At 43.8% G+C, this 25,629-nt stretch carries 23 protein-coding genes; 15 read left to right on the plus strand and 8 right to left on the minus strand.

Annotated features, from left to right (window positions below):
• Positions 1–120: 120 nt before the first annotated feature.
• The 5 genes from Q4519_RS12185 to Q4519_RS12205 are packed head-to-tail and all read left to right on the plus strand — an operon-like array spanning position 121 to position 7,642.
• Positions 121–1,974, plus strand: a complete 1,854-nt coding sequence (locus Q4519_RS12185) for an extracellular solute-binding protein (protein WP_303512644.1) — start codon at positions 121–123, stop codon at positions 1,972–1,974.
• Complete coding sequence (locus tag Q4519_RS12190) at positions 1,967–3,055, plus strand: microcin C ABC transporter permease YejB (RefSeq protein ID WP_232800137.1); 1,089 nt, start codon at positions 1,967–1,969, stop codon at positions 3,053–3,055. The genes Q4519_RS12185 and Q4519_RS12190 overlap by 8 nt, the downstream gene beginning before the upstream one ends.
• Positions 3,056–3,057: 2 nt before the next feature.
• Positions 3,058–4,098 carry an ABC transporter permease gene (locus tag Q4519_RS12195; RefSeq protein ID WP_303512646.1) on the plus strand — a complete coding sequence of 347 codons (1,041 nt, stop codon included), beginning with the start codon at positions 3,058–3,060 and terminating at the stop codon, positions 4,096–4,098.
• Positions 4,095–5,711, plus strand: coding sequence for an ABC transporter ATP-binding protein (locus Q4519_RS12200; protein ID WP_303512556.1), 1,617 nt, complete (start codon positions 4,095–4,097; stop codon positions 5,709–5,711). The genes Q4519_RS12195 and Q4519_RS12200 overlap by 4 nt, the downstream gene beginning before the upstream one ends.
• A gap of 26 nt (positions 5,712–5,737) precedes the next feature.
• Positions 5,738–7,642: a transglycosylase SLT domain-containing protein gene (locus Q4519_RS12205; RefSeq protein ID WP_303512559.1), complete on the plus strand. Its 1,905-nt coding sequence runs from the start codon at positions 5,738–5,740 to the stop codon at positions 7,640–7,642.
• An 87-nt stretch (positions 7,643–7,729) separates the two neighbouring features.
• Here Q4519_RS12205 and Q4519_RS12210 read toward each other — a convergent pair whose 3' ends face one another.
• Positions 7,730–8,143, minus strand: coding sequence for a type IV pilin protein (locus Q4519_RS12210; protein ID WP_303512562.1), 414 nt, complete (start codon positions 8,141–8,143; stop codon positions 7,730–7,732).
• Between the two features lie 223 nt (positions 8,144–8,366).
• On the opposite strand from Q4519_RS12210, the gene Q4519_RS12215 reads away from it, so the two are divergent.
• From Q4519_RS12215 to ltaE, 5 genes are all read left to right on the plus strand, one after another.
• Positions 8,367–8,933, plus strand: coding sequence for a GspH/FimT family pseudopilin (locus Q4519_RS12215; protein ID WP_303512565.1), 567 nt, complete (start codon positions 8,367–8,369; stop codon positions 8,931–8,933).
• Positions 8,934–8,947: 14 nt separating this feature from the next.
• The gene (locus tag Q4519_RS12220) at positions 8,948–9,616 is read left to right on the plus strand and encodes a prepilin-type N-terminal cleavage/methylation domain-containing protein (RefSeq protein WP_303512567.1); all 669 of its coding nucleotides are present in this window, start codon (positions 8,948–8,950) and stop codon (positions 9,614–9,616) included.
• Positions 9,617–9,702: 86 nt separating this feature from the next.
• On the plus strand, positions 9,703–11,088 hold the full coding sequence (locus Q4519_RS12225) for a hypothetical protein (RefSeq protein WP_303512570.1): 1,386 nt from the start codon (positions 9,703–9,705) through the stop codon (positions 11,086–11,088).
• Positions 11,089–11,108: 20 nt separating this feature from the next.
• Positions 11,109–11,549: a prepilin-type N-terminal cleavage/methylation domain-containing protein gene (locus Q4519_RS12230; RefSeq protein ID WP_232800143.1), complete on the plus strand. Its 441-nt coding sequence runs from the start codon at positions 11,109–11,111 to the stop codon at positions 11,547–11,549.
• Positions 11,550–11,621: 72 nt separating this feature from the next.
• Positions 11,622–12,635: a low-specificity L-threonine aldolase gene (gene ltaE / locus Q4519_RS12235; protein ID WP_303512573.1), complete on the plus strand. Its 1,014-nt coding sequence runs from the start codon at positions 11,622–11,624 to the stop codon at positions 12,633–12,635.
• 3 nt (positions 12,636–12,638) lie between these two features.
• On the opposite strand, the gene Q4519_RS12240 is transcribed toward ltaE, so the two are convergent.
• Both Q4519_RS12240 and Q4519_RS12245 read right to left on the minus strand, forming a co-directional pair.
• Positions 12,639–12,977, minus strand: coding sequence for an MGMT family protein (locus Q4519_RS12240; RefSeq protein WP_303512575.1), 339 nt, complete (start codon positions 12,975–12,977; stop codon positions 12,639–12,641).
• Complete coding sequence (locus Q4519_RS12245; RefSeq protein WP_232800146.1) at positions 12,977–14,350, minus strand: MATE family efflux transporter; 1,374 nt, start codon at positions 14,348–14,350, stop codon at positions 12,977–12,979. The genes Q4519_RS12240 and Q4519_RS12245 overlap by 1 nt, the downstream gene beginning before the upstream one ends.
• A gap of 145 nt (positions 14,351–14,495) precedes the next feature.
• Between Q4519_RS12245 and Q4519_RS12250 the strand changes: the two genes are divergently transcribed.
• Entirely contained in the window at positions 14,496–15,332 is an 837-nt protein-coding gene (locus tag Q4519_RS12250; RefSeq protein WP_303512578.1) for an AraC family transcriptional regulator, read from the plus strand.
• A 213-nt stretch (positions 15,333–15,545) separates the two neighbouring features.
• On the opposite strand, the gene pntB is transcribed toward Q4519_RS12250, so the two are convergent.
• From pntB to Q4519_RS12275, 5 genes are all read right to left on the minus strand, one after another.
• Positions 15,546–16,937 (minus strand): Re/Si-specific NAD(P)(+) transhydrogenase subunit beta, encoded by a 1,392-nt coding sequence (pntB, locus tag Q4519_RS12255; RefSeq protein ID WP_232800148.1) that lies wholly within the window; start codon positions 16,935–16,937, stop codon positions 15,546–15,548.
• Between the two features lie 10 nt (positions 16,938–16,947).
• Positions 16,948–18,480 (minus strand): Re/Si-specific NAD(P)(+) transhydrogenase subunit alpha, encoded by a 1,533-nt coding sequence (locus Q4519_RS12260; RefSeq protein ID WP_232800149.1) that lies wholly within the window; start codon positions 18,478–18,480, stop codon positions 16,948–16,950.
• Between the two features lie 309 nt (positions 18,481–18,789).
• A complete protein-coding gene (locus Q4519_RS12265; protein ID WP_303512582.1) occupies positions 18,790–20,313 on the minus strand; it encodes an MFS transporter in 1,524 nt (507 codons plus the stop codon).
• A gap of 130 nt (positions 20,314–20,443) precedes the next feature.
• Positions 20,444–21,025, minus strand: coding sequence for a peptidylprolyl isomerase (locus tag Q4519_RS12270; RefSeq protein ID WP_303512585.1), 582 nt, complete (start codon positions 21,023–21,025; stop codon positions 20,444–20,446).
• A 3-nt stretch (positions 21,026–21,028) separates the two neighbouring features.
• On the minus strand, positions 21,029–21,601 hold the full coding sequence (locus Q4519_RS12275) for a YajG family lipoprotein (RefSeq protein WP_303512588.1): 573 nt from the start codon (positions 21,599–21,601) through the stop codon (positions 21,029–21,031).
• Between the two features lie 112 nt (positions 21,602–21,713).
• Between Q4519_RS12275 and Q4519_RS12280 the strand changes: the two genes are divergently transcribed.
• The 4 genes from Q4519_RS12280 (at position 21,714) to Q4519_RS12295 (ending at position 25,571) form a co-directional block, all read left to right on the plus strand.
• On the plus strand, positions 21,714–22,313 hold the full coding sequence (locus tag Q4519_RS12280) for an alpha-ketoglutarate-dependent dioxygenase AlkB (RefSeq protein WP_303512591.1): 600 nt from the start codon (positions 21,714–21,716) through the stop codon (positions 22,311–22,313).
• A 187-nt stretch (positions 22,314–22,500) separates the two neighbouring features.
• Positions 22,501–23,043: a TRAP transporter small permease subunit gene (locus Q4519_RS12285; RefSeq protein ID WP_303512593.1), complete on the plus strand. Its 543-nt coding sequence runs from the start codon at positions 22,501–22,503 to the stop codon at positions 23,041–23,043.
• On the plus strand, positions 23,043–24,425 hold the full coding sequence (locus tag Q4519_RS12290; protein ID WP_303512595.1) for a TRAP transporter large permease subunit: 1,383 nt from the start codon (positions 23,043–23,045) through the stop codon (positions 24,423–24,425). Before Q4519_RS12285 ends, Q4519_RS12290 begins: the two co-directional genes overlap by 1 nt.
• A gap of 45 nt (positions 24,426–24,470) precedes the next feature.
• Complete coding sequence (locus tag Q4519_RS12295) at positions 24,471–25,571, plus strand: TRAP transporter substrate-binding protein (protein ID WP_303512597.1); 1,101 nt, start codon at positions 24,471–24,473, stop codon at positions 25,569–25,571.
• The last annotated feature ends 58 nt before the right edge of the window (positions 25,572–25,629 follow it).

Here is a 25,629-nt window from a genome sequence, read left to right on the forward strand (position 1 = left end):
AACTTAGCGTAAAGATGATTGCATTTCACCTTTGATTAGCTATGGTTGAATGAAACATTTACAGTTGATTTAATTAACTGTTTTTATATCGTTTCAATACCTTAAGGTGTATTACTTGTGATGCAAATTCGACTGACTTGGTGTTGCCTGTGGTTGGGCTTAGCCGCCCCATTTTTTTCTTTTGCAACCACTTCTGATCTTCCTCCCCAACACGGCATTGCCATGCATGGTGACTTAAAGTATCCAGCTGGTTTTAGTCATTTTGATTATGTTAATCCCGAGGCTCCTAAAGGGGGGACGATGCGCCAAGCTGCGCGAGGAACCTTTGATTCATTTAATCCATTTATTGTCAAAGGAACCTATGAGAGTGGGCTGCTCACGGCTTATGGTAATTTTTTGATTTATGACACCTTAATGGTTCGATCTGATGATGAGCCATTTTCTAAATATGGCTTGATTGCTGAAGGGATTAACGTTGCCGAGGATTTTAGTTCAACGACATTTTATTTAAATCCAAAAGCGACCTTCCATGATGGTCACCCGATTACCAGTGAAGATGTGATTTTCAGTTTTAATACCTTAATTGAGCAAGGCAACCCGCAATATAAATCCTATTACGCTGGGGTTGATCAAGTGACTGCGATAGATCCCCTTACGGTCAGGTTTGACTTTAAACCTGGCGATAATCGCGAGTTGCCACTTATCTTAGGTGAGCTGCCAATTTTACCTAAACACTACTGGCAGCAACGTGATTTTTCTCGCTCAAGCCTAGAGGTGCCCCTTGGCTCGGGGCCTTATAAAATAGCCTCGTTTGATGCCGGGCGTAAGGTGGTTTACCAGCGTGTTAAAAATTACTGGGCCGCTGATTTAAACGTTAACAAAGGACGGCATAATTTTGATCGCTTAGTGTTTGATTATTTTCGTGATACCACGATAGCTTTCCAGGCCTTTAAGGCTGGGGTATTTGATTATCATCAAGAGTATTCAGCCAAAAACTGGGCCACGGCTTATACCGGCGAAGTGTTTGATAATAAAAAAATTATTCGTCGTTTAGTAGATGATGCCAACCCGCAAGGTATGCAAGGCTTCTTTTTTAATTTACGTCGTGACAAGTTTAAATCGCGGGAAGTGCGTCAAGCCATAGGTTTAATGTTTGATTTTGAATGGTTAAATCGGCAATTTTTCTATGGCGCTTATACCCGCAGTGACAGTTTTTTTGCCCATTCAGAACTAGCAGCAACGGGCTTACCCAGCCCTGCTGAGCTTGCTATTCTTGAGCCATATCGAAAGCATTTACCTGAAGATGTGTTTACTCAAGTTTACCAACCACCCGCGACTCAAGGTGACGGTAACATTCGGCCACAAATGCGCCAAGCAGTGGCTTTGATGGAGCAAGCGGGTTACCAACTTAAAAACGGAAAGATGCTGGATAAGCAGGGTAATCAGCTGTTCTTTGAATTTTTGGTTTATGACAAAAGTTTCGAGCGAGTTATCCAGCCTTATCGCCGTAACTTAAGTCGCATTGGCATTGCTAGCGAAATTCGTTTAGTTGATGTATCCCAATATATTAATAGGCTAAATAGCTTTGATTTTGATATCACTACTATACGTCAGGGGCAGTCCATTTCACCGGGAAACGAGCAACCAATCTATTGGAGCTGTGACGCGGCCAGTACGCCGGGCTCTCGCAACTATGCCGGCTTATGTAATCCTGTTGTTGATGAATTAGTGCAACAGCTGATTCGTTCTAATACTCGTGAAGAACTTGTGCTGCGTACTCGGGTGTTAGATCGGGTGTTGCAGCATCTGCATTTTGTGGTGCCGCAATTCTACAGTCCCTCGGATCGAATTGCGTATTGGGATAAGTTTAGCCAGCCAAAGATAAAGCCTGCTTACGCTATTGGTTTAGATACTTGGTGGGCAAAAGAGCAGGGTGCGCTATTAAGCCATTCCAAGGAGGATGCCCATGAGTAGTTATATTTTTCGCCGTTTATTACTGATGATCCCAACCCTCATTGGTATCATGACCATTAACTTTTTTCTTGTTCAAGTCGCGCCTGGTGGACCGGTTGAGCAAGCCATTGCGAAAGTTCAGGGAATTGGCGGCGATGCCACTAATCGCATGGGAACGGGTAATAGCAGTGAGTTGATGACCCGAAATACCCAAGCTAATGCAAGTTATCGCGGCGCCCAAGGCATCGACCCTGAATTTATAGCTCAACTTGAGCGCCAGTATGGTTTTGATAAACCGTTGCTTGAGCGTTATTTTATGATGTTATGGAATTATGCCCGCTTTGATTTTGGTGATAGTTTTTATCGCGATATTAAGGTCACTGATTTATTACTTGAGAAAATGCCGGTGTCGATTTCGTTGGGGTTATGGACTACTTTGTTGGTTTACTTAATTTCTATTCCTCTTGGTATCAAAAAAGCTTCTCGGCACAACTCCCAGTTTGATATATGGACCAGTACGCTAGTGATTACGGGTTATGCGATTCCCGCTTTTTTGTTCGCTATCATGTTGATTGTGGTCTTTGCGGGGGGGACCTACTTTAGCTGGTTTCCCTTGCGTGGTTTAACTTCTGACAACTTTGACCAGCTTAGTTTAGTTGGCAAAATAACTGACTATTTTTGGCACCTTGCCTTGCCGGTTACTGCCTCCGTTATCGGCAGTTTTGCCGCGTTAACTATGCTGACAAAAAATGCCTTTTTAGATGAAATTGGTAAGCAATATGTGGTGACGGCTAAGGCCAAAGGTTGCACTGAGAAACGCGTGTTGTATGGGCACATTTTTCGTAATGCCATGTTGCTGGTGATAGCGGGTATGCCAGCCGCGCTGATTGGTATTTTTCTCACCGGCTCGATGTTGATAGAAGTGATTTTCTCTCTTGATGGATTAGGTTTATTAGGGTTTGAGTCGGTGGTGAACCGGGATTATCCAGTGATTTTTGGTTCGCTCTATATTTTTACCTTAGTGGGACTCTTGCTGAAATTGGTCACGGATATAGCCTATACCATCATTGACCCTCGAATTAACTTTGCGGAGCGCAGCTAATGATGAAGTGGTGGAGTGAAGTTAAAAGTAACCCTATTAATCAGCGTCGTTGGCAGCAGTTTCGCGCCAATAAACGCGGTTACTATTCGTTATGGATTTTCGTGTTTTTATTTGGTCTGAGTTTATTTGCTGAAGTCATCGCGAACGATAAGCCGGTGTTAGTGTATTACCAACAGCAGCTGTTTATGCCGATTATAAGTGATCATCCTGAGACGACTTATGGTGGTGATTTTGATACTTGGACCGATTTTAGTGACCCTTATATTCAACAGCAGATTAATCAAGATGGATGGATGGTGTGGCCGTTAATCCCATTTTCATATGATTCTATTAATTACGCGTTAACTGAGCCAGCCCCATCGCAACCCGATAATGTTAATTGGCTGGGCACCGATGATCAAGGTCGTGATGTGGTGGCGCGCCTGATTTATGGTTTTCGTATTTCGGTGTTATTTGCGCTTGTTTTAACCCTTTCCAGTTCGGTTATTGGCATTACGGCGGGGGCGATTCAGGGCTATTACGGTGGTTGGGTTGATTTGCTAGGTCAGCGATTTATTGAGATTTGGGAAGGCTTACCCATGCTGTTTATGCTGATTATTTTAGCCAGTGTGGTGCAGCCTAACTTTTGGTGGTTATTAGGGTTAATGCTGCTATTTAGTTGGTCTAGTTTAGTCAGTGTGGTACGAGCGGAATTTTTGCGCGGCCGAAATTTGGAATACATCAAGGCAGCAAAAGCGTTAGGAGTGAAAGATCGGGTGATCATGAGTAAGCATATTTTACCCAATGCGATGATCGCGACCATGACCTTTATGCCTTATGTATTTACCGGTGCGTTAACCACCTTAACCGCATTGGACTTTCTTGGCTTTGGCTTGCCGCCGGGCTCTGCCTCACTAGGAGAAATGGTGGCTCAGGGGAAAGCTAATCTGCAAGCGCCTTGGTTAGGTATAACGGCGTTTGTTTCTTTATCGACTATTTTAGTGCTGCTGGTTTTTATTGGTGAAGCGGCTCGCGATGCCTTTGATCCGAGGAAAGCATTATGAATGAGACCCCAGTGACAAAGATGACAAAGCCAGTGATGACAGATCAGCCGCTATTAATTTTAGATAAGCTTTGCGTCAATTTTGCTGATAAAGCCGTGGTGCAAGAAGTGAGTTTTAAGCTAGCTCGTGGCGAAACCCTAGCGATAGTGGGCGAGAGTGGTAGTGGAAAATCGTTAACAGCATTGTCTATTTTACAATTACTGCCAAATGGTGCTTATCACCCGCAAGGGCGAATTCAGTTTGCCGATATTGATGTCTTAGAGCAATCTGACGTGGACATGCAACAGCTACGCGGATCGCGCATCAGTATGATTTTTCAAGAGCCAATGACGTCCCTTAATCCACTGCATACTTTAGGCAAGCAGTTAGCCGAGGTACTTTGGTTACATCAAGGCTTAACGTATCAGCAAGCCATGCCACGAATGCTGGAATTACTTGAGTTGGTTGGTATTCAAGATGCGCAGCGCCGTTTAGGTCATTATCCCCACGAGCTATCTGGTGGTCAGCGCCAGCGCGTGATGATTGCGATGGCGTTAGCCAATGAGCCCGATTTATTGATTGCAGATGAGCCTACTACCGCGCTTGATGTGACGATACAAAAGCAGATATTAGAGTTACTAAAAGACTTGCAAGCCAAGCTTGGCATGGCCATTTTATTGATTACCCATGATCTCAATATTGTGCGCCATTACGCCGAGCAGGTGGTGGTGATGTGTCAAGGTAAGGTGGTAGAGCAGGGCGCCGCACAGGATGTGTTTAAGTCACCGCAACATGAATACACCCAATGCTTATTGTCTGCAGTGCCGATAGGAAAAATGGATGCTCTAGTGGCACCTGAGCCGATTTTATCAGCAGATGATATTAAGGTTTGGTTTCCTATTAAAAGTGGTTGGTTTGGCCGCGTTCATGACTACTTTAAGGCCGTTGATGGTATCAATTTAACTTTAAACAAAGGGGAAACCTTAGGCATTGTCGGTGAAAGTGGCTCAGGTAAGAGCACTTTGGCACAGGCCATTCTTGGATTAAATAGCAGTCAAGGTCGAGTGACTTACCTAGGCCAGAGGCTTGATGGTAAAAACTCTGCACAACTTGCTCCTTTACGTAAAGAAATACAAATCGTGTTTCAAGATCCATTTGGCAGTTTAAGTCCGCGAATGTCGGTACAACAAATTGTCAGTGAAGGTTTACTGGTACATGAGCAGCTGAGTAACAATGAAGTGGCGGCGCGGGTGCGTGATGTGCTGTTGGAAGTGGGGTTGGATGGAAAGGCGGCGCAGCGTTATCCTCATGAATTTTCTGGTGGCCAACGCCAACGTATCGCGATTGCACGAGCCATCATTTTAAAACCCAAATTAATTGTGCTAGATGAGCCTACTTCAGCGTTAGATCGTACGGTGCAAAAACAGATTATTGAATTGTTAAAAAAACTACAGCAAAAGTATCAGTTAAGTTATTTATTTATTAGTCATGATCTTGCTGTAATCCGCGCCCTATGTCATCGTGTCATGGTGATGCAAGGAGGCAAACTAATAGAAGAGTCAGATGTAAATTCATTATTTAGTCAGCCAAAATCTGACTATACTCGCAACTTGTTATCAGCAGCATTAATTTAATTTTTCAGGACATTTAGGAGAGACGTTTGCGTATTACATTGGTCAGTATTTTATTGCTATTTACGAGTTTCAGCCAAGCTAGCTCCTTGTCTGAGCAACGTAGTTTATATAGCAAAGCGTTGGAAGCTCAAAAACAAAAAGATTGGGGCAATGCCGAGCAACTGAGAAAACAACTTGGTGATGATTACCCACTGGCACTTTTTTTGGAATATAACGCATTAAAAAGTCAGCTTAGCTTTCTGCCGATAGAAAAGGTGCAACGTTTCAGCCAAGAAAATCAAGATTCTTACTTGGCTAACACCTTAGAGCGGCAATATTTGTTTCGCCTTGCTGCTCACGAGAAGTGGCACAGCTTTCTTAAATTACAGCCACAACAGCCAAACAACATAGCCTTACAGTGTCATTATTATAATGCCCAATTGCAAGTAGGTGATAAATCTATTGCTTGGGAGGGGGCCGAGAAGCTATGGCTGTCTGGCCAATCACGTCCTGATGCTTGTGACCCATTGTTTGCCAGTTGGAAGCAAGCCGGAAAGCTAAGCCAGGATTTGATTTTTGAGCGTATGTTATTAGCTTTTAAGGCAAATAAGCCCAAGTTAATGGCTTATTTGCAAAAAAGTTTAACCGGTAAGCATCAAGCCTATGGTGAGCAATTAAGCAGTATTTATGCAAACCCTAAGCTGTTATTAAACGTTAATGATTATCAGCAAAAGACGTCGCCAAATGACAAAATAGTGGCAGTAGGCTTAGATCGCTTAGTTGCGAAATCTACAGCGGGGGCTTTAAAAGCGTACCGCCATTATGACAAGCAATTTAACTTCAGCCAAGAGCAGCGTAAGTCACTCGAGTTAAAGATCATTCAGTATGTGATGTACCGTGATTTGACTAAAGCCTTTAAATGGGCTGATAAACAACTGGCGGAATGGCAAGATGCAACTGTGATTGAGCAGCGCATTCGTTATGCCCTTGCGCAGCAACAATGGTCAACCGCGTTAAAGTGGATTGAGTTGCTACCGCCAGCAGATAAAAACCATGAACGCTGGAAATATTGGCAAGCACGCTTAAATAAAAAAGCAGGTCGTGATAAAGCTGCCAATGTATTTTTTGCCGAAGTCGCTAAAGAGCGCAGTTATTATGGTTTTATGTCGGCTCAGCAGCTCGGGGTGCCGTATAGCTTAAATATTGAAAAGGTGACGTTAAACAAGGCGATGTTAACGGATAAAATGCCAGTATTAGCACGCATTAATGAGTTACTTTATCATGGCGCCGATAACATCGCTCGCACCGAATGGGGTCACCTAATTAGTCGTCAACCTAAGCCCATTGTTGATCACTTAGGGCAATATGCCCTTGAAAAAGGTTGGTTGCATTTTGCTGTGTTAGCCAGCATTGAAACAAAAAGTTGGGATTTAGTAGAGCAACGTTTCCCACAAGTGGAAGCGCCAACTTTTAATAAGTTTGCTAAAGAGCGCCAAGTAGACAGTAGCTTCTTGTTTGCCTTGGCGCGTCAGGAAAGTGCTTTTTACGCTCAAGCAAGGTCACCCGTTGGCGCGCGTGGTTTAATGCAGTTAATGCCTGCAACGGCGAAATATACCGCGAAGAAAATTGGCGTTAAATACGAAGGAGTGGCAAGTCTTTACGATCCCGAAGTGAATGTACGCTTAGGCAGTGCTTATATCAAAGGGTTACTGGATGATTACAATGGTAACCGTATTTTAGCCAGTGCGGCCTATAATGCGGGCCCGAATCGGGTAAAAAGATGGCGCGCCAATAGCCCAGGTTTAGCCGCGGATGTATGGGTTGAAATCATTCCGTTTAGGGAAACCCGCGGTTATGTGCAAAGTGTGCTCGCTTATAACGTGGTTTACCAACATCAACAAAATAAGCCGATGTCGATGCTGACTAAGCAAGAGTGGCAAACGCAGTTGTAAACACAGTTATAATGAATACCCTTGAAAAACAAAAAGGCGCTTATTTAGCGCCTTTTTTGCAAAGTGATGATAAGTAAAAGAAGCTTATTACCAACAATCCGCCGGGGTTTTCGTGTCTGACTGGTTGAGCTCTAAAGGACTACAAGTGGTCGATCCTTCTTTGTCGCTTGCCTGAGTGGAGCCAGGAACTGCTACTGCTTTTAAAGTGTATGCGTGGGCAGTAGCTGATGACGGCACTATACTAAAAGTATAGTAGGTGCCTGTGGCACTACTTGCACCCATTAATGAAGTAATCGAGCTATTATAGGTTGCATTAGTAATGCGCCACGATTCCTGCTCAAGGGAGGCTTTCATTAGGAATGCTTGTGCATCCGCACGGCGCGTTTTCTGTATATGGCTTTGGTACGAGGGATAGGCAATCGAAGCTAGAATACCAATAATAGCGACGACTATCATTACCTCCATCAAAGTAAAGCCTGAATGTTTATGTATTTTTGTCATTTATTTTAATCCTTGTGTTTTGCCACTGCTTTACATGATATGCCGTTTTTATTGTTAATAAAGTCAAATGCATAGATAAGGGCATCAGTATATGCCAATTTGGTATCTGCATCACCTATTACGACTCTCAAAGGGGCCACTGATTGTGGTCAATTTTTGTCCGTGATAAAATTCACTGGATAAAATTTCGAAGTGTGCTACATCACAATTTATGAGGTCATGGATGATATCAAAGCCAGTTAAGTTTCAGGGCTTTACTTTAATGGAACTATTGATCGCGATTGCGGTGCTCTCTATTTTGTTAAGCATTGGGGTTGGCTCTTATAGCAGCCTGTTTAAGCGTAACGAATTACGGGGAGCCAGTGAGTCGTTGTATTCTTTACTTACCTATGCCAAAAGTGAATCGATTAAGTCAAATAGCAAAATCGCGGTAAGTTTTACTGATGGCGACAATGGCGAATGGTGTGCAGGCATGACGAGTGTGACAGCAACAAAAACTTCGTGTGACTGTAGCCTAACCGATTCAAGTTTAGGAACAGCTTGTGCTATCACTTCAGGTGTTCCAGCGAATAACCGCCTAGTGGTAATTGATGGGGATGAATTCAAAAAAATATCCCTTTCCGGTGGCAGTACTATCATATTTGATAATGTTCGAGGTTTTCCTGATAGCACGAGTAGCATGGCTCTACGTACTGATACCAACGATAAAGTTCAGGTGAAGGTAAATGTCATGGGCAATGTCTCCACTTGCACCTTGGCAGGTTCATCTGATTATAGCGCTTGCAGTTAAGAGAGTATCGCAGCTTGAATTTGTCAGCTTTGTTAACCACCAAATCGAAACAACATGGTTTTTCCCTCGTTGAATTGATGATCTCTATGGTATTAGGGTTGGCGGTGGTTGGCATGATGATCTCCCTTTATACCAGCAGTATTGTTAACAATAATAAAATCATTAACCAAGGCAAGCTCAACTTGGAAATGAAAAACTTAATTGAGCTAATGTCGCGTGATATCCGCCGGGCTGGCTATTGGGGCGGGGCGACATCCAGTGCCTTGAGCAGTGATTTTAGCAGCAACTTATACAATAGTGCGTCAGCCGCGTTAGCTGTGTCACCCGACAAATCTTGTATTACTTTTGCGTATGATATGGACAGTGCTAACCCAGAGGTAACCGCTCAAGAATATATAGGTTATAAATTACAACAAGGCAGTGTTTATATTCGTTCCGGCTTATCCCCTTGTGGTGCCGAGAGTCATTGGACGCAATTAACAAACGATGCCATATATATTGATAATCTTGCCTTTAACTTAACCAAAGTTAATGCTAAAGGCGAAATTGGCACCGTACCATCAGAGGGCCTAAATACACTGATGAGTACAGTGACGATAAACCTGAAAGCGTCGCTGAAAAGTGATCGACAAAAATCGATAACGCTGGATAAAACAGTGTTGGTGCGCAATCAAGGTTACTGAAGGTTTACTCAAATTAAGAGTTTTCAAAGAGAGACTCAGAGTAAACCCATAAATATAAGCTCATTGAGAAGTACAACGGGAGCTGTATGATCAAACTATCACCCTCTGGTAAACAGGAGGGGATGGCGACCTTGCTTGTCACCATCCTACTCATGTTAAGTGCTACCGCATTTACCTTTTACACGGCTAAGAATAAGCTGTTCGAGATCCGTGCCTCGGGTAATGATTATCGATATAAAGAAGCCTACGCTAATGCTGAACTAGGGCTAGATTATGCTGGCACTTGGTTAGCATTTGGTAAGGTCAAGGTTGGCAGCAAAGAGCAGCCTGCGGCTATGTCATTTATAAACAAAACCAGTGATGAACCACTAAAACTTAATATTGGCTCGAGCACGGATAAAGGGACGCAAAAATTCATTGAGTTTTTTGCTTCTAATCAAGTTGAAGTGGTCGTTAAGCAGAGCCCAACTAATCCTAAATTACTGCAAGTCGTGAGTACCGGTCGCTCCCGAGATGGTCAGGCAAAAGCAGTTGTCAGTCGTGAATTCTACTTTTCAGGAAACGCCAATAACGGCGGCAACAATATACCAATTGCGCCGATTACCACCAATACACAAACACTTATAGAAGGCGCGGTGCAGCTGGCCAGTAACCCGACTGCATTTGATGATCAAGAGCTGTCTTATTGGAGTAGTTACAGTGCGTTGCAGTTAGCTGGCAACTGGTTTAGCTACAGTAATGATGGCTTTGCTGATCTTTCAAAGTTTAATAATACCTTAGAAGCCGGCGATGCCACGCTAGAAAACGAATTAGGTTGGTATAGTGAAGATACTTTGGAAAGTTTTTCTGAGCTCAATTCGGAGCAAGAATCGTTCGCCAGTGATGACATTTCATTATCAGACCCTCGCTTTCCAGATAGCCTAAAAGAAGAATATTTAGGGGTAGATGAAGCTGACTTTGCCAAACTGAGAAATGAAGTTGCGAAGCAAGCTGCCGAGGGTGAAGAAGGGATTATTTTTGTTGAGCCCAATGATCTTGGTATTTGTGATATTCCTGCCGGTGGGCAAGGTGAAAAAGTCGTTTGGATTTACGGTGATTGCCCTATTCATGTTAATGGTATCGCTGGGGCAGGTTATAGCGCAGGTACACTGACTGAAGGTGTGACTGTCATTATTGATGGTAATGCAGACTTTCGTGGCGGAGCTTCTATAAACGGCCTTGTTTATGTCGTTAATAGTAATATGGAAACCCAAAACAGTGCGGCTGTTAACGCCAAGTTTGGCGGTTCAATTAGCGTAAAAGGCGCCATGATCGTCGATGGAATTTACCATGGAGTGGTATTGACCTCTGGCTCGATCGTGGTGGATTACAGCGCTGATGTATTACGGACCCTATCAGGTGTGAATGCCTCTGCAATGGGGGGGAGTCGATTTGGCTGGGTGCCAGGTACCTGGCGAGACTTTAACGGGTAAACGGACGTAATCGTTATTTCATGAAACGCAAAGAGCAAGGGTTTAGCTTAGTCGAAATATTAATCTCCGTGCTGATAATCAGCGTGGCGGTGGTGGCGACGGTTAAATTGCAAAAGCATCTTTTTCTTAAAAGCAGCCAAGCGGAAGCGCGCTTGGTTGCGCTTGAGCTCGCTCAAGCAAAGATGGAAGACTTTAAAGACTTTTTGACCGTTGATGACTTTAATGCGATTGCAACAGGTAATGAAGTGCCGCAACACTATGGTATTTTTACTTATGAAGTGAAATGGCAAGTTGAAGAGTTAAAGCTCTTGGACGGCGTAACTAACCCGAAAAAAATCGATATTTCAGTTGCTTGGCAGGGAATAAACCAAACCTCTCATGAAGTGCAATTAAGTGGCTTTTTAAGTCCATTGAGCCACTTCTCATCCGATAATATTTTTAAGGATTTAACTGGCAACTAGCTCCCCGTTTGTTGCATTTCCTCTGATTTTTCTGCTTAATAGTTTTTTCTCTCCGTTATTTATAGGCTCTTAATGTTAGATTTTCGCAGTGATACGGTTACCCAGCCTAGTAATGCTATGCGTCAGGCTATGCTCAGTGCACCTGTTGGTGATGATGTTTATGAAGATGATCCCAGTGTTAATAAGTTACAAGAAATGGCGGCGGAAATGTCAGGGTTTGATGCCGCTTTGTTTACGCCATCAGGCACTCAAGCTAACTTAATTGCATTAATGTCTCATTGCGAAAGAGGCGATGAGTATATTTGTGGTCAACAGGCCCATAACTATATCTATGAGGGCGGTGGCGCAGCTGTGCTAGGGTCGGTGCAAGCTCAACCAATCGAAAACTTAGCCGATGGCAGCTTAGATTTAGTTAAAATGAGAGCTGCTATAAAAAGTGATGATATTCATTTTGTAAAAACTAAACTGATTTCGTTAGAAAATACCATTAATGGCAAAGTGCTGAGCCATGATTTTATGGCGCAAGCTCAAGCCCTCGCATTTGAATATAATCTGCGTATGCATTTAGACGGCGCTCGTGCATTTAATGCTGCGGTGAAGTTAGGCGAGCCTATCAGCAGTATTACCCAATACTTTGATTCTACGTCTATTTGTTTATCTAAAGGTTTAGGCGCACCGGTTGGTTCATTACTGTTAGGTGATACGAAGTTTATTAACAAAGCGAAACGTTGGCGTAAAACCTGCGGTGGTGGCATGCGTCAAGCTGGCATGCTGGCCGCAGCGGGAATCTTTGCTTTAGAGCATAATGTGGAGCGCTTAGCTGACGATCATCTTAATGCACGCTATCTGGCTGATGCTCTTGAAAATATCAGTGAACTAGATGTTAATCCTGCTTTAGTACAAACGAATATGGTATTTGTTAAGTCGAAACAAGTCGACTTTCTTGCCTTGGCGGAATATTTAAAGTCACAGGGCATTCTAATTTCACCGGGAAAAGTGTTGCGTTTAGTAACCCATCTTAATGTCGACAAAACCAGCATTGACACTTTAGTAGCTGGCATAAAGGATTTTATTAAGGAAAAGTAAGTTTTAATGCGCCAGCTGTGTCAGTAAGGTGAATAAATCGGGTTGCCAGTAATGAGCTGGCAAAATGCGCTCTCCTTTAAATGCGACGCCTTCAACCAATAAGCGTTGTTTTTGTTCATGGTACAAGGGGGTATTTTTTGCGATGGCAATTTTGCCTTGGCTCGAAACCACACGATGCCATGGTAAATTCAACTCACTGGGGGCAACTTTTAGCGCTTTACTGACCAAGCGAGCATGTTTTGGTAGCCCTGCCAAATCTGCCACTTGCCCATAAAACGCAACAGATCCTTCAGGGATAAGTTGGATAACTTGATAAATTTGTTGATATTTTTGTTCTGACATTAACTATCGGCCACTAAATTTTTTAACCATTTTTTCCGGTGAACACGAAAAATCATCAACACGGCCTTAACTAACTCTTCCGACAGTGAACATAAATAGACTAAATAAAGTGGCCAACCCCATACAGTAGCTGCGACAAATGTGAGAGGAATACCAATGCACCACATGCAAAATAAGTCGATAAAAATACTGTAATTTACATCACCACCACTGCGCAGTACGCCCATGATCCCCACCATGTTGAGAACTTTTAGGCTTAAAGCCAGTGCCATGATGATTAATACTCGGATCGCGCTGTCCAGTGTATCTCCTTCAAAGCCACTAAATATGCTGGCAATTTGATCTTTAAACAGCAAAATAACCAATGTCATAAACAAGGCGAGCACAGGACTGAAAATAATAAAAACCCAAGACTGCTGCCATGCATCTTCATATTTGTTGGCGCCAAGTTCATGGCCAAGCATGGTCGAACAGGCCACAGCAAAACCGATAAATAGAGCAAAAATACTGCCTTCGACAGAGGCGAGCATGCTCATTACGGCAAGCTCATCAACGCCGATGCGAGCAAAAATAAAGCTATAAATTAAGACCCCAAAAGCCCAAAAACCATCATGAATTAACAGCGGAACAGCGATCAACGAAAAGCGCTTAACCTCTTTTATTGTTAACGCCTGTTGAACATCCAGCCAGCCAAACACGACCATTCGGCGTTTTTTTAGCACATACAAGATCAAAATAAGCGTTTGGAATAAGCGAGAAATAGTGGTGCCCCATGCACTGCCTTCTACACCTAATTCAGGGAAACCTAAATGACCAAAAATCAGTACCCAGTTTAAAAAAACGTTAAGCATGATGGCTAAAATACCAATATTAGTCGGGGTTTTAGCATCACCTATAGCCCGCAATGAAGCCTCAATCGGCACCACCATCGCGGTCAGTAAAATCGTTGCTCCGGTAATTTGTAAATAAGTAGAGCCAAGCTGGACTAGGTTCGTTGCATCGCTGGCTAATGTGATAACGGATGTGGGAGCAAAGGTATAAATAAGTGCAAACGGCAAGGAAATGGCAACTGCACAGATCACCGCTAATACTAAACAGCGCCGGACCCCAGCTACTTCACCTTTACCGAAGTATTGCGCGGCTAATACACTCACTCCGCCAGATAAACCAAAAATGATCAATAGGTTGAAAAAAAAGACTCGGTTTCCCAATCCAACCGCAGCCACTTCGGCTTCGCCAAGCTGGCCGACCATTAAAATGTCGACCAGACCCAGCAGAGAAAAAAGTAATGATTGCAAAGAAACAGGCAGTGCCAGTTGCCATAGCTTGCGCAAAAAATCTTGATTAGTTGCGGTGGCTATTTTTGCTTTCATCGACTTTCCTCAAGGTTCAACGGGAAACCGAAAAGATTCGATCAGGTGTTGATTTATAAGACCAGTTAACTATATCCGCTTTTGCCAATTGTTAGCATAGTGTAAACTCGCAACATGTTGTTCTAAGCTATCATTTGTGAATTTTATGGATTTATGGCAAGACTGTTGTGAAGCGGCAGATGCCTGCCAAGAAGTGTTTTTTGGCCCTGAAGAAGCTATATACCTACAAGATCAGGGGATTATATTGTGTGGTACCAGCTTAGCGCGAGAGCATTTCCTAGTTCGTCGAACTCGACCTAATTTTCATGTGTTGTTATATAGCATCAAAGGTCAAGGAAGGATGCTCACCCCGAATGCTGAAAAGGTGATTGAAGCGGATACCTTAACCTTATTGCCAGCCGGTACGATTAATGGGTTTCAATTGGATTCAAATGAGTGGCAAGTCGCTTGGCTGATTTTAGAAAACAATGAACAATGGCAAGGTTTGGCCAATGGCGAGCCCGAGGTAAGCTATTGCGAGCATGCCCAAGCGATTTTTCACGCCATGAACATGTTTTTTTCAGAGGCTAAATTAAGTGGCAACCAATCCGGGCTAGCGGTCACTTGCTTAGATATGTTGTTACAGCTAACCCATAAGTCTTTATTTAAACAAGGGCAGCAAAGTGGCTTAGAGATAAAATTACGTCACTTATTTAACCAAGTTGAACAGCAATTACATCACCCATGGTCTGTTACTGAGCTGGCGGAAAAGCTCCATTATTCAGAGCCACATTTTTTCAGGCTCTGTTTACAGCATTTAGGCATGAGTCCGAAACAGTATTTATTACAGCTCAAAATGGCGCGCGCTAAGCATTTGTTAGTTACCCAGCGTTGGGGCGTTGGTCAAGTGGCATTAGCGCTGGGATACTCCGATGTGGCAAACTTTTCTAATCGCTTTAAAAAACACTTTGGCATGTCGCCCAGTGCAATGAGACAAAGGTAGCACGCTAAGCTGGTAAAACTCACCGTTACAGGATTTTCCAAGAGTGATTTTATTGTACTTCATATAAGCACTTATTATGCACTCATTTCGCCAGTTGATTTATTGATTCTTTTTCTGTATCAGACTATTAGCTTTACAATGAACAACGGAACAACCCGATCAAAAAAGCCAGCTCAATGAGCTGGCTTTTGCTACCAATGTTATAGTGGGCGATTAAAGCGCGTGTAGAATATTGTCTACCGACGCTTTAGCGTCACCAAATAGCATTGAAGAGTTCTCTTTAAAGAACAGTGGGTTTTGTACGCCGGCATAACCAGAAGCCATTGAACGTTTGAAAATAACCACGTTCGTAGCATTCCATACTTCTAGCACAGGCATACCTGCAATCGGTGAGCCAGGCTCTTTTGCTGCAGGGTTTACCGTATCGTTAGCACCAATAACAAGCACAGTATCAGTGTCTGTGAAGTCATCATTGATTTCGTCCATTTCTAATACAATGTCATAAGGCACTTTCGCTTCGGCGAGTAGTACGTTCATGTGGCCTGGTAAACGGCCCGCAACTGGGTGAATACCAAAACGTACATTAACGCCTTTATCACGCAGCTTACGTGTTAGGTCAGCGACAGGATATTGTGCTTGTGCTACCGCCATACCATAACCTGGTACAATCACCACGCTGCGGCTGTTACGTAGCATTTCTGCTACTTCGTCAGCGCTTGCTTCCGTATGCTCACCGTGCTCTGCATCTGATGCAACGGCGCCGCCTTCAGCGCCAAAACCGCCTAAAATAACGCTAATGAATGAGCGGTTCATTGCCTTACACATGATGTAAGACAGAATTGCACCACTTGAGCCGACTAATGCACCGGTGATGATCAGTAAGTCGTTTGAAAGCATAAAGCCTGTGGCCGCAGCTGCCCATCCTGAGTATGAGTTAAGCATCGAAACCACTACTGGCATATCGGCACCGCCGATAGAAGCCACTAAATGCACACCAAAAGCAAAAGCAATTAGCGTCATTAGCAGTAGGGCAAACATGCTGCCGTTTTCAGCGTTAACGAACATCATTAGCAATAGTGCACTGCTGCCCAGAGCTGCAATGTTTAACCAGTTTTTCGCTGGTAGGTTTAACGGTGCGCTGCTGAACTTACCACTTAGCTTACCGTAAGCCACGATAGAGCCTGTGAACGTCACAGCACCAATGAAAATACCTAGGAACACTTCTACTAAGTGGATCATGTGCTCGGCGTGGGCATCTGGTCCTGGGATCACTTCTGGTGGTACGATAAACGAGTTAAAGCCGATTAATACCGCAGCCATACCGACGAATGAGTGCAATATTGCAATCAGTTCAGGCATTTCTGTCATTTCAACTTTTTTCGCTTTATGTACCCCTATCGCGCCACCAATCACCATCGCGAGGATGATCCAAGCTAGGCCGGATACGCCGTCACTGAATACGGTGGCGAAGATGGCGATAGCCATACCCACGATACCGTACAAGTTACCGCGCTTAGCGGTTTCTTGTTTACTCAAGCCATTCAGGCTGAGGATAAATAAAATAGCGGCTATGATATAAGCGGCTGTCATAATTCCTGCTGACATTGATTATCCCCTAGTCTTTAGTAAACATTTTCAGCATGCGCTGAGTTACGGTGAAACCACCGACTATGTTGATAGTTGCAATCAGTACCCCAATAAAGGCTAAGAAACTGGCAAAGCCATTTTCACTGCCTACTTGCAGTAATGCACCGATTACGATGATGCCTGAAATTGCGTTGGTTACACTCATCAGTGGGGTATGCAGCGAGTGGCTTACATTCCACACCACGCCATAACCGACCACACAGGCAAGGACAAACACAGTAAAGTGAGATAAGAAGCTACTTGGTACACTGTCGGCGATCCAGAAAAACGCTAATGCGCCTAAACCAGCAACAATAGGTTTGATCCAAGGATTCGCCGGCTTTTCTTCTACTACGGCGGCAGGCTCAGCGGCGGCAGGTTGCGCAGGTGCTGCGCTTACTTTGATTGCTGGTGGTGGCCAGCTAATTTCGCCTTCTTTAACGACTGTGGTGCCACGTAGCACTTCGTCTTCAAAGTCGATATCGATGTTGCCGTCTTTTTCTTTACATAGCAGCTTCATCAAGTTAACTAGGTTAGTCCCGTATAGTTGACTTGATTGTGTCGGTAAGCGGCCAGGTAGATCGCTGTAACCAACGATTTTAACGCCGTTAACTTCAACCACTTTACCGTTTTCAGTAAAGGCACAGTTACCGCCCGTTTGCGCAGCTAAATCGACGATTACGCTGCCAGTTTTCATCGACATTACCATTTCTTCGGTAATGATCAATGGTGCAGGGCGACCAGGGATAAGTGCGGTTGTAATAATGATGTCAACGTCTTTGGCTTGCTCAGCAATCATCTCCGCTTGGGCTTTCAAGTAGCCTTCACTCATCACTTTTGCATAACCATCAGTGCTTGAGCCGTCTTCTTGATAATCAGGCTTTAGGAACTCAGCACCCATTGATTCAATTTGCTCAGCTACCTCAGGACGCGTATCCGTTGCGCGCACGATTGCACCTAAGCTACCTGCTGCGCCAATGGCCGCAAGACCAGCAACGCCTGCGCCAACCACTAATACTTTCGCTGGTGGCACTTTACCTGCAGCCGTTATCTGACCGGTAAAGAAACGACCAAACTGGTTAGCGGCTTCAATTACAGCGCGGTAACCAGCAATGTTTGCCATCGAACTTAATGCGTCTAACGCTTGTGCGCGAGAAATACGAGGTACGGCATCCATGGCGAGCACGTTGATGTTTTTGCTGCTTAGCTTCTTCATCAAGTCTTCGTTCTGTGCCGGCCAAATAAAGCTGATCAAGGTGGCTCCGTCTTTGATGAGATCAATTTCATCAAAAGTTGGCGCGTTTACCTTAAAAATAACGTCTGATTGCCAGATTGCATTGGCATCGGTCGCCAGTGTCGCGCCTGCATCAACATAATCTTGATCATTAAAGCTGGCTTTTTGGCCAGCACTGGCTTCAATAGAAACTGAAAAACCGAGTTTTAGTAGTTGCTCAACCGTTTTTGGTGTTGCAGCCACACGGGTTTCATTTTCTAACAGCTCTTTTGGTACACCTATCTGCATAGTTATTCCCTGAGTTATTAAGTTTTTGCATATTTTACTGATAACAATCTAAGAAGGCTGGATCTGGATCATGATTCAGTGGCTTATCGTTATTTTCAATAAAGGTGTTATTTTACAACATTTCTTAGTCATCCTAGAGAAAATGACCGCTTCAATCCACTATTTAAGCTAAAAAAGGCTTATCTTTTTAGGATAATTACGTCATTTTTATAACTTAACGGTATAAGAAGGTTTGCCAAATTTATTTTTTAGGTATAAAAAATAGAGGCGATTCGGCCTCTATCGGTTACCTTCTTGCTGAAATGTTGGCTATTTTAGCTCAGATGTTACTTCTGAGCCGGACGTTTCCTGATTTGGAGTGGTCGTCGCTTGTTGTAATGTTACGTAACGATTGATGAGTAAGATCAGGATCAATACTGGGATACCGATGGCCGCCGTAGCAATAAAAAAATGCACATAGCCGAATTTATTAACGAACTGACCTGAAAATCCTGCAATAAATTTTGGTAGTAAGGTCATCACCGAGCTAAACAGGGCATATTGGGTCGCTGAAAAAGTTCGATTGGTTAAGCTAGATAGATAAGTGATAAACGCGGAGATTGCGATCCCCCCACTCAAGTTATCCAGTGAAATAACCGCAATTAATAAATGAAAGTTAGTAATAATAAACTCCCACGGCTCGGCGCTAAAAAGGGTTAATTGCCCTTGATAAAGCACTTCATCAACTTTGGTCATCGCTAATAAAGCAAAGGTTAAGTTGGTGGCAGCTGAGAGCAGGGCGCCGAGAAACAAAATTTTCATGGTGCCAAATTTATGGATCAAAATACCGCCGAATCCCGCCCCCACTAATGTCATGATCACGCCAAACACTTTAGTGACGGCGGCAATTTGCTCTTTAGTGAACTGCATATCAACATAAAAAGGGTTGGCCATGATCCCCATCACAATATCTGAAATACGGTAGGTGGCAACAAGGGCTAAGATCAGTAACGCTTGCCAACGATAGCGCAAGAAGAAATCCGCAAACGGCATAAAGATGGATATTTGTGCCCAAGCGATTACTCGAGCAAACACTGGGAACATGCCGTTAGCGATAAGGTTGCTTTGTATTTCAAGTTGTTCAGCGTTTGACTTTCTTAAGTCCACATCTGGCTCATGACAAAATAAGCAAGTGATGACGCCAATCAGCATTAAACACATCATGACTAAATAGGATAGTGTCCAAGCGCTGCGATGGTAGCCTTGCGCGCCATCGGCAAACAAGGCTGCTAAGGTTAATGCGCCAGCCCCAGCGGCAATCATGGCTAAACGATAACCAGTTAGATAGGACGCCGACATCGCCGCTTGATATTTTTCCGGTGCGGACTCAATGCGATAGGCATCAATCACAATATCTTGGGTGGCCGAGGCAAAGGCCACCATCACGGCAAAAGCGACAAACAGGCCTAAGTGTTCAAGAGGATCGGTAAAGGCGATACCCGCGATAGCGGCCATGATCAACAATTGTGATAATAACAGCCAACTGCGACGACGGCCGAGTAAGTTTGATAATACAGGCAGAGAAAAGCGGTCGACCATGGGCGCCCAAACCCATTTAAAACCATAAGCAAGGCCAGCCCAGCTGGCAAAGCCAATTAAGGCGCGATCCACGCCAGCCTCTCGTAACCAAAACGACAAGGTGCCAAACACCAGTAAAATAGGCAGGCCTGCAGAAAAACCCAGTAAAAATAAAACGGCGACACGTTTTTCAAAGTAGACGCTAATGGCTTGCCACCAGCTTGATTTAGTTATGGCTGAAATTGTCTTGGCCTCGAAACAAGAATGCTTAGGCATTCTGCGAGTCTAAGGCAACAAAATCAAGGAATAACACGAGATAAAACGAAGTAGAAACGGTGATGGTATGGCTTAGTGGTAATGTGCCAGTCCAAATCAGGACTGGCTAATTAAACTGAAATATCGTTAATTATTTAGCTTCAATAACTTGAATACTTTTAATCACGACTGGGTTGGTCGGTACGTCACGCGCGCCCGGCATGGCTGCAGTGGTGCCTGTTGCGACATTAGCAATGGCATCAACTACTTCAATGCCAGAAGTGACTTTACCAAACACGGCATAACCGGCGCCATAGGCTCCTTGATCTAAGTTAGTGTTGTTGGCGTGGTTAATAAAAAATTGGCGCGTAGCGGAATCGGGAGCATTAGTGCGCGCCATCGCGATTGTGCCACGGCTGTTTGATAGGCCATTGCTGGCTTCGTTTTTAATTGGCGCATTGGTTGCTAGGCGTTGGTAATCTTGATTGAAGCCGCCCCCTTGGATCATAAAGCCTGGGATCACGCGATGAAACAAGCTATTTTTGAACTCATCTTGTTTGATATAAGCCAAAAAATTATCGACGGTGATTGGTGCTTTATCTTGATAAAGCTCTAGGACAATATCACCTTTGCTGGTTTTGATTTTTATTTCTGGGTTTGCAGCATGGGCTGTGAAGCTGAAGCCAGTTAATAACATCAACAAGAAAGCGGAGAGAAGATGGCGAAAGTTCATCAATTAGTCCTTTTTATTTAGTTCTTCAAAGAGTTGTTTGTCGTTCAAAATATCTGCAAGCAATGTAGTCAGTTGCTTGTTTAAGCCTTCTTCCAGCTCTGCTGCTGTCGGGCTAAACGGGCCTGTTTTCGTTGAAACGGTTTTGTATTGCTTGGTTACTTTACGCGTTGGTTTTTCTATAACCAATGTTAACTGAGTTGTGCTTTGTGCGTCAAAGCTGGTACCGTTTTTGATTATTTTGGTTTCCATTGCCACAACATCAAGGTGCAGTTTGGTACTTGAACTACCGGTAATGGTGACCCCTTGCTCGGTTAATCCTTGGCCTAGCTTGTCTGCGAGTAAGATGCGAACTGGAACATCGTTATTGACTAAGGTAGTGGGCTTGTCATCCTCTTGAATACTAACAATATGTGGTTGTGTACGTAAATCGCTAGAAACTAAGGCTGTAGTGGTGTTGGCGGGGTACTTTACTGTTTGCTCTGCCACTTTAGGTGATAAATGCAGGTTAAGGGGTAAAGATGATGAGCAACCGCTTAGTAAAGCAAGGCCCAATAATGGGACGAGAAGTGATTTCATAATTGCCTTTAACTGGTAAAGAAATAGAATTCGTGATGATAGCGTATTTGTTTTGAAAATCTATCATTTGATTATTATGTCTAGGCTGATTTTTTATATTACAGAGTAAGTTATGATGTTATTTAGTGGGCATCAGGGGTTGGAGCATATTCAGTTGTCTGGCGCTGACCTTTGGTATCAACCTGACTTTTATTCGCGAAGTCAGGCCGATAATCACCTATTAGCCTTGCAGCAGTTAGCGTGGCAACAGTTAAATATCCGCTTATACGGCAAGGAAGCGCTGCAACCTCGCCAGCAAGTATGGTTTGGCGACAAACCTTATACTTACTCGGGCTTAACATTAACCCCTGAGCCCTGGACCACATTACTGAGCCAGCTTAAGGGGGATGTTGAATTGGCCAGCGGCCATTCTTTTAATACGGTTTTGGGTAATTTATATCGAAATGGCAGTGATTATATGGGCTGGCATAGTGATGATGAAACTGAGCTGGGCCCCAATCCTGTTATCGCATCCTTAAGCTTTGGCGAAACCAGACGGTTTTTATTAAGGCATAAAACAACGGGAGAAAAACTTGAACTCGCTTTGCCTCATGGCGCACTGTTGATCATGGGCGGTTCAACTCAGCACAATTGGCAGCACCAAGTAGCAAAAACGCAAAAGCCTTGTCGCTTACGCATCAACCTTACTTTTCGTGATGTTTGTATGGTTTGAGTGTCTGTAACTGGCAATATCAGGCCGTAAATTGATTTGCTTCATGTATTTACCTACCGCTCCTTGCTTCATAATGATTTTATATTAACATCAAACAATTGTTAATTTTGTTTTCAAATTGATAACAATTGTTTGGGTTTGGCAGAGACCAGCCCATTGCGCAGCTTTAATATGCAAGGATGAAGTCATGTCCGCAGGGATGAGATGGTGTGTACAAATTATTAATCAGAGCTCTGATTGGTTAGGGCGTGCATTGGCTTGGCTGTTGCTAGTGATGGTGTTACTGGTTTTAGTCGTTGTATTACTGCGCTACGGTTTTGCATATGGCTCGATTGGTTTGCAGGAGTCTACCTTATATCTCCATGCCATGACTTTTATGTTAGGGGCAGGCTATACCCTGAAATATGATGACCATGTGCGCGTTGACGTGTTCTATCGTAATTTCTCTCCTAAGACCAAAGCTTGGGTCGATATTATAGGTTTTACCTTTTTGTTATTACCTGTGTGTCTGTTCCTTTTTTTTAGTAGTTGGGATTACGTGATGGGCTCATGGCGCTTATTAGAGGGGAGTCCTGAGCCTGGCGGCTTACCTTTAGTTTTTATTTTAAAAACAAATTTACTGTTAATGCCTTTACTGTTGCTATTACAAGGCATCAGCCAAACGCTCATTAATGTTCTCACCTTATTAGACCAGCCGCTAGCGCAAGAAAAAGATGAGGTGATGATCTAATGGAATATTTATCGATAGTTATGTTCGTCGCCGTTTGTCTGGTGTTAATGGCTGGCTACCCTGTTGCTTACTCTCTTGCGGGCACGTCTTTGGTTTTTGCATCTATCGGTATTGTAACAGGCCACTTTGACGGAGCTTATCTAGGCGCTTTGCCCAATCGTATTTACGGCATCATGATTAACCAAACCTTACTTGCTGTGCCATTATTTGTCTTAATGGGAGTGATGTTAGAAAAATCGCAAGTTGCCGAAAAACTGCTTACTTCCATGGGGCAAGTGATGGGGCAAGTGAAGGGCGGCCTTGCTATTGCTGTGGTCATGGTGGGAATGTTGTTGGCTGCTAGTACCGGTATTGTCGGAGCAACGGTGGTGACCATGGGGTTATTATCATTGCCGACCATGCTAAAACGCGGTTACAGTGCAAGTTTTGCCACCGGCACCATTTGCGCGACAGGCACATTAGGGCAAATTATTCCTCCTTCTATCGCCCTCGTTTTGCTCGGTGATGTGCTATCAAGTGCTTATCAGCAAGCGCAAGTTAAAATGGGTATCTTTTCGCCCGATACGGTTTCAGTTGGCGATCTTTTTGCTGGTGCGATTGTTCCCGGTTTAATTCTGGTGTCCTGTTACTTACTCTATGTTTTTTTAATGAGTTGGTTAAACCCAAATACAATTAATCAAGCCGCGGCAAATGAAGCGGCTGATGAGGCCAGTCCACTTGCGAAAGTGGCGCTGTTACAAGCTTTAATTCCCCCTTTGATGCTAATTTTTGCCGTGCTTGGCTCTATTCTTTTGGGCTTAGCTACGCCCACTGAAGCGGCGGGGGTTGGGGCATTTGGCGCCACCTTATTGGCTTTTATCCAAGGTAAGATGAGCAAGCAAGTGATGGCTGATGTGGTTCAAACCACTCTTAAGATCACTTGCATGGTTTTTATGATTTTGATCGGTGCATCCGTTTTCTCCTTGGTATTTCGTGGCTTTGGCGGCGAAGATCTTATTCATGAATTATTTAACAATATGCCGGGCGGCGCCTTTGGTGCCATGCTGGTGGTGATGCTAGTGGTGTTTTTACTGGGTTTTATTCTCGACTTTATTGAAATTACCTTTGTGGTGGTGCCTATCGTTGGGCCGGTATTGCTCGCCATGGGATTTGATCCTGTGTGGCTGGGGATTATGTTTGCAGTGAACTTACAAACGTCATTTTTAACTCCACCTTTTGGCTTCGCTTTATTTTATTTACGTGGCGTAGCGCCAGAAAGTGTGGCGACAAAGGATATTTATCGCGGTGTTGCGCCGTATATCGCGATCCAGTTAGTGGTGTTAATGACGCTGGCAATCTGGCCAAGTTTAGTCACTTGGTTACCCGATCAAATTTATAAATAGAAGTTCGTAATTGATAATTAACGATAGTGACTACAGGAGAGCTAAATGAGAAGAATCACCAGATGGGCTTCGGCTATTTTCCTTACGGCGGCAAGTTTGTCACTAGTGGGGTGCGGAGCTGAAAAAGCGGCTGTTAAGGAGCAAGTAAAACAAGAAGCCATTAAGTGGAAATTGGTCACTTCTTGGCCTAAAAATTTCCCAGGCTTAGGTGTCGCGCCAGAACGTTTTGCTGAAAAAGTGGGAAAAATGAGCGGTGGCCGCTTAACCATTAAAGTTTATGGTGCCGGTGAATTAGTGCCCGCATTGCAAGTGTTTGATGCCGTATCAGCAGGCACCGCACAAATGGGGCACTCAGGGGCTTATTATTGGAAAGGTAAATCCCCCGCGGCGCAGTTTTTCTCTACTATGCCATTTGGTATGACCGCGCAAGAGATGAATGCTTGGCTTCACAACGGCGGTGGCTTAGAGCTTTGGCAAGAAGTTTATGCGCCATTTGGTTTGGTTCCATTAGCGGGAGGCAACACAGATATTCAAATGGGTGGTTGGTTTAATAAAGAAATCAATTCAGTGTCGGATTTGGAAGGCCTTAAAATGCGCTTGCCTGGTTTAGGTGGCGAGGTCTTGAAGCGAGCAGGCGGTGTACCAGTTAATATGCCAGGTGGTGAAATATTCACTTCACTACAGACTGGCGCGATTGATGCGACCGAATGGGTGGGACCATATAATGATTTAGCATTTGGTCTTCATAAAGCGGCTAAATACTACTATTACCCAGGCTGGCATGAGCCTGGTACGACCATTGAATTTATGGCTAACAAAGCGGCTTTAGCAGCATTACCTGAAGATTTACGGATGATTGTAGAAGTGGCAGCGAAAGCGACTAACGAAGAAATGCTGGATGAATACATGGTGCAAAATGCCAAAGCACTAAAAATATTGGTTAATGAACACGGGGTTGAACTTCGTCAATTTCCACCCGAAGTAATGGTTAAATTGAAAGCGCTAACCGAAGAGGTATTGCAAGAACAGGTGGCGACCGATCCACAAATGAAAAAAGTGTACGATGCGTACATGGCATTTCTCAATGATGCGAAAGAGTACAGTAAGGTTTCATCTAAAGCTTATATGGAACTACGTGATAATTAAGAAAAATTGATTTAAATCAAGTTTGTAAGGCGGCCCGAGAGGGCCGTTTTTGTATTCG

The sequence above is a fragment of the Motilimonas sp. 1_MG-2023 genome (assembly GCF_030547455.1).
GTDB lineage: Bacteria > Pseudomonadota > Gammaproteobacteria > Enterobacterales > CBDFNC01 > Motilimonas.

Excerpts from the sequence above, each read along its gene's own strand:
- Q4519_RS12185 (WP_303512644.1), top strand. The coding sequence starts at position 121 with ATGCAAATTCGACTGACTTGGTGTTGCCTGTGGTTGGGCTTAGCCGCC.
- Q4519_RS12190 (WP_232800137.1), top strand. The coding sequence starts at position 1,967 with ATGAGTAGTTATATTTTTCGCCGTTTATTACTGATGATCCCAACCCTC.
- Q4519_RS12195 (WP_303512646.1), top strand. The coding sequence starts at position 3,058 with ATGAAGTGGTGGAGTGAAGTTAAAAGTAACCCTATTAATCAGCGTCGT.
- Q4519_RS12200 (WP_303512556.1), top strand. The coding sequence starts at position 4,095 with ATGAATGAGACCCCAGTGACAAAGATGACAAAGCCAGTGATGACAGAT.
- Q4519_RS12210 (WP_303512562.1), bottom strand. The coding sequence starts at position 8,143 with ATGACAAAAATACATAAACATTCAGGCTTTACTTTGATGGAGGTAATG.
- Q4519_RS12215 (WP_303512565.1), top strand. The coding sequence starts at position 8,367 with ATGATATCAAAGCCAGTTAAGTTTCAGGGCTTTACTTTAATGGAACTA.
- Q4519_RS12225 (WP_303512570.1), top strand. The coding sequence starts at position 9,703 with ATGATCAAACTATCACCCTCTGGTAAACAGGAGGGGATGGCGACCTTG.
- Q4519_RS12230 (WP_232800143.1), top strand. The coding sequence starts at position 11,109 with ATGAAACGCAAAGAGCAAGGGTTTAGCTTAGTCGAAATATTAATCTCC.
- ltaE (WP_303512573.1), top strand. The coding sequence starts at position 11,622 with ATGTTAGATTTTCGCAGTGATACGGTTACCCAGCCTAGTAATGCTATG.
- Q4519_RS12240 (WP_303512575.1), bottom strand. The coding sequence starts at position 12,977 with ATGTCAGAACAAAAATATCAACAAATTTATCAAGTTATCCAACTTATC.
- Q4519_RS12245 (WP_232800146.1), bottom strand. The coding sequence starts at position 14,350 with ATGAAAGCAAAAATAGCCACCGCAACTAATCAAGATTTTTTGCGCAAG.
- Q4519_RS12250 (WP_303512578.1), top strand. The coding sequence starts at position 14,496 with ATGGATTTATGGCAAGACTGTTGTGAAGCGGCAGATGCCTGCCAAGAA.
- pntB (WP_232800148.1), bottom strand. The coding sequence starts at position 16,937 with ATGTCAGCAGGAATTATGACAGCCGCTTATATCATAGCCGCTATTTTA.
- Q4519_RS12260 (WP_232800149.1), bottom strand. The coding sequence starts at position 18,480 with ATGCAGATAGGTGTACCAAAAGAGCTGTTAGAAAATGAAACCCGTGTG.
- Q4519_RS12265 (WP_303512582.1), bottom strand. The coding sequence starts at position 20,313 with ATGCCTAAGCATTCTTGTTTCGAGGCCAAGACAATTTCAGCCATAACT.
- Q4519_RS12270 (WP_303512585.1), bottom strand. The coding sequence starts at position 21,025 with ATGAACTTTCGCCATCTTCTCTCCGCTTTCTTGTTGATGTTATTAACT.
- Q4519_RS12275 (WP_303512588.1), bottom strand. The coding sequence starts at position 21,601 with ATGAAATCACTTCTCGTCCCATTATTGGGCCTTGCTTTACTAAGCGGT.
- Q4519_RS12280 (WP_303512591.1), top strand. The coding sequence starts at position 21,714 with ATGATGTTATTTAGTGGGCATCAGGGGTTGGAGCATATTCAGTTGTCT.
- Q4519_RS12285 (WP_303512593.1), top strand. The coding sequence starts at position 22,501 with ATGTCCGCAGGGATGAGATGGTGTGTACAAATTATTAATCAGAGCTCT.
- Q4519_RS12290 (WP_303512595.1), top strand. The coding sequence starts at position 23,043 with ATGGAATATTTATCGATAGTTATGTTCGTCGCCGTTTGTCTGGTGTTA.
- Q4519_RS12295 (WP_303512597.1), top strand. The coding sequence starts at position 24,471 with ATGAGAAGAATCACCAGATGGGCTTCGGCTATTTTCCTTACGGCGGCA.